The organism is Roseibium sp., from assembly GCF_039982295.1.
GTDB lineage: Bacteria > Pseudomonadota > Alphaproteobacteria > Rhizobiales > Stappiaceae > Roseibium.
This window is the reverse complement of record NZ_JBDWYP010000062.1, coordinates 1-2,917: the sequence shown is the minus strand read 5'-3', so window position 1 is coordinate 2,917 and position 2,917 is coordinate 1. Positions and strand designations below refer to the sequence as shown.

The window sequence follows — 2,917 nt, the reverse complement described above, 5'->3', positions numbered from 1 at the left end:
TCTTGGGCAAACCATTGTTCTCGATAGACTTGTTGAAGAACGCCGTTGCCGCCGCTTCATCACGGGTTTCTGACAGCATGAAATCGACCGTATCTCCGTGTTTGTCGACCTCCCGGTAGAGATAAACCCATTTGCCGCTGAACTTGACGTAGGTTTCATCCATTTTCCAGGACGAACACACGGGCCGCTTTCTGGCTTTGGCCTTTGCAGCAATTGCCGGGCTTTAGCGAATGACCCAGCGGTTCAGAGCTGCGTGATCTACACCCCCCCGCTTTTCCATGATTTCTTCCAGATCCCGGCAGGAAACCCCAGGGCGGACATAGAAGAAAACGGCGAACACAACCACGTCCTTCGGGAACTGGCTGCCTTTGAAACTGAGCAACGTTAATCACCTGGAAAATCTGATCACAGGACCGCCTCCTAAACCGCAACACGCGCAAGGGAACCGACAGATTAAAAGTTTGCAACAGAACCACCTTCCGATGGGACCAACGACGTCCAGGTAGGCCACCAATCGGATTGTTGCAACAATGTCGAATTTGCGTGTGCCATAGATCACAAGTAGTCCCGACCAAAACATAGGATATCTGCAGACGCGAGCCGCGGCAGGGTCGGCTGTGCGATCGTCGTAATATACTTCTCTGCAACGACGGGCTGTTTGAACGGGGCCCGTCAGCTGGGGTCTCCGACACCTGCGTTATGAGGGCCGAGTCGGCGGGTTCAACGAATTTCAAGGAAGCTAGATGACAAATACCATCATGTCCGAAGAGCTCGAATTCCAAGGTGGAGGAGCGCACGCAAAAGCCTCGCGGGCAGCCCTCTCACCCGGCACGATTGTTTTCAGCCTCATTTTGCTGTTTCCTGTAGCTACGTTTGTGGTCGGCACGGCCATCGCCGGAGGCCTGTCTGTCTACGGAGTTTCAGTTCGCAATCTGGATGCATTTCTGCCCTATAACATCACCGTTGGGATTTCCGTATTTCTAGGGTATGTAGGCTATGGCTTTAGCTTGTTGGCCTTGGTCGCTGCGACTAATATTGTCTGCTCTTTGCGCCTCAAGGAGGCCAGAGACAACTTCCAGGCATCTGTTCTTGTGAGATGGTATTTTCACAACGCGTTGCATTATTTCGTTCGGTATACTTTCCTTCCCTGGATATTGCTCAGTCCAGCCGCAAATGCATATTATCGCTCAATGGGCATGAAGATCGGAAAGAACGTTACGATCAATTCCGCAATCGTATCAGATCCGTCTTTAATCGAATTGCACAACGGAGTTTTCATTGGAGGAAATGCCAAGTTGATGGGGCATTATTCCAATCAAGAGGCTCTTGTCTTGAGCAAGCTGATCATTGAGGAGAATGCCGCGATCGGAACTGGTTCTATCTTGCTCGGGAACGTCCGCGTGGGGCGCAATAGCAAGGTGCTTCCAGGCTCTTACGTCGCACCTGGTACCTGCGTTCCTCCAAACGAAGTCTGGGCCGGTGTTCCTGCGGTCAAAATCAGAGATCGGACGTATATCCCTATGCTCTAAAGTCTGTGGTCGATTGGGGTTTGGCCTTTGCGTATGCGCAAAGTGCTCCTTTCGTTTGCCCACAGAAGCTCAGACTAAAAATCAAATCGAACAAAACATCAGTTGAGGTAAGCATTGCGATTTTCGATGTCCTTGCGACCCGCCACAGTCTCATGTGTACGCTCAGCACAACACAGAATTCCGTGCGAGCCGCGACCTACTCGCGCACAGTATGTTCGGTCAAAAATCTTCAATGTACTGTTGGTGATTTGGACTGGCCTCTTCGGGATACCCATCTTATGGGATAAGTTCGCTCCCATGCAGCCAGGTACGATACGAGGGCTCAGCAGACAATGGGCTCACGGCTTTCTTTTCCTTTGCCGCTCCGTTCTGAAGTTAACCTATAAGGTCGAGGGTCGTGAAAACTTGCCAGACGGCCCCTTCATCGCGGTTTCGAATCACCAGTCTCTATGGGAAACTATAGCTTTCCTGGTTTTGTTTCCGAATGCAAACATCGTCGCGAAAGACAGCCTTTATCGGATCCCGGTTTTCGGTTGGTATCTGCGTCGCTCTCCCATGATGAAAGTCATCCGGGACAAGCCAGGCAAAAGCATTCGTAGCATTATCCAAGGATCCAAACTTTCAGCTCAAGAGCGACGGAGTATAGTGATTTTTCCGGAAGGCACTCGCACGCCAGTGAATGGTCGCCAAAAATATGAACGAGGTTTGTCCGCAATACAAAAGGCAACCGGATATCCGCTTGTTCCTGTCGTGCTAAATACTGGAGTTTTTTGGGGGACAGGCGCTCGAATGATTTTCGGAGGGGAAATCACTGTACGCTATCTGCTCACGATCCCACCGTCGTCCGAGCTATACAATGATCTTGATCAAATCGAAAATGAGATAAACAAGCAAAAAGACGACATGGCCGACCTGCCCCCCTCCTAGGGTTCAGACTCAATCAAAGCCAGAATGCGACGAGTGTTGCGAGGGCGACAGCGGACAGGAAGTTCCTGGCGAGTTTGTCGTAGCGGGTTGCGACGCGGCGGAAGTCCTTGAGGCGGCAGAATGCGTTTTCGATGAGATGACGGCTCTTGTAGCGCTTGGCGTCGTAGCGAATGACGCGCTTTCGATTTGAGCGGCCGGGAATGACCGGGACGATTGCGCGCTGGCGCAGATGTCTCCGCAAGCTGTTGGCGTCGTATCCTTTATCGGCGATGATCTGAGACCCAAGTTTCTCCCACTTCGGCGCAGAGCCCGATGGTTGATTGGAGTGCTACCCAACGTGCCCCCGGGTCGGGCTAGAGTTTTCCGGACCAAATCAGGAACACGGGCTGGCTGCACGTTCCGATTTCATCAGGTCCATCGGCACCTTGTTACCGATGGCACCGTGAGGTCTGTGTTCGTTG

The 2,917-nt window shown here is 52.0% G+C and carries 2 protein-coding genes and 2 pseudogenes; 2 read left to right on the top strand and 2 right to left on the bottom strand.

Annotation, left to right across the window (positions count from 1 at the left end; translation table 11 throughout):
* Positions 1-382 (bottom strand): annotated as a pseudogene (locus ABJZ52_RS12725) (IS6 family transposase); the annotation flags it as partial.
* 361 nt (positions 383-743) lie between these two features.
* On the opposite strand from ABJZ52_RS12725, the gene ABJZ52_RS12720 reads away from it, so the two are divergent.
* Both ABJZ52_RS12720 and ABJZ52_RS12715 read left to right on the top strand, forming a co-directional pair.
* Positions 744-1,529 carry a hypothetical protein gene (locus tag ABJZ52_RS12720; protein WP_348191764.1) on the top strand — a complete coding sequence of 262 codons (786 nt, stop codon included), beginning with the start codon at positions 744-746 and terminating at the stop codon, positions 1,527-1,529.
* Between the two features lie 297 nt (positions 1,530-1,826).
* On the top strand, positions 1,827-2,456 hold the full coding sequence (locus ABJZ52_RS12715) for a lysophospholipid acyltransferase family protein (RefSeq protein WP_348191761.1): 630 nt from the start codon (positions 1,827-1,829) through the stop codon (positions 2,454-2,456).
* A 13-nt stretch (positions 2,457-2,469) separates the two neighbouring features.
* Here the strand turns inward: ABJZ52_RS12715 and ABJZ52_RS12710 are convergent.
* A pseudogene (locus ABJZ52_RS12710) lies at positions 2,470-2,745 on the bottom strand (transposase); the annotation flags it as partial.
* Between the last annotated feature and the right edge of the window lie 172 nt (positions 2,746-2,917).

Bases quoted from the DNA above. Each gene is read 5' to 3' on its own strand.
- ABJZ52_RS12720 (WP_348191764.1), top strand. From the start codon at position 744: ATGACAAATACCATCATGTCCGAAGAGCTCGAATTCCAAGGTGGAGGA.
- ABJZ52_RS12715 (WP_348191761.1), top strand. From the start codon at position 1,827: ATGCAGCCAGGTACGATACGAGGGCTCAGCAGACAATGGGCTCACGGC.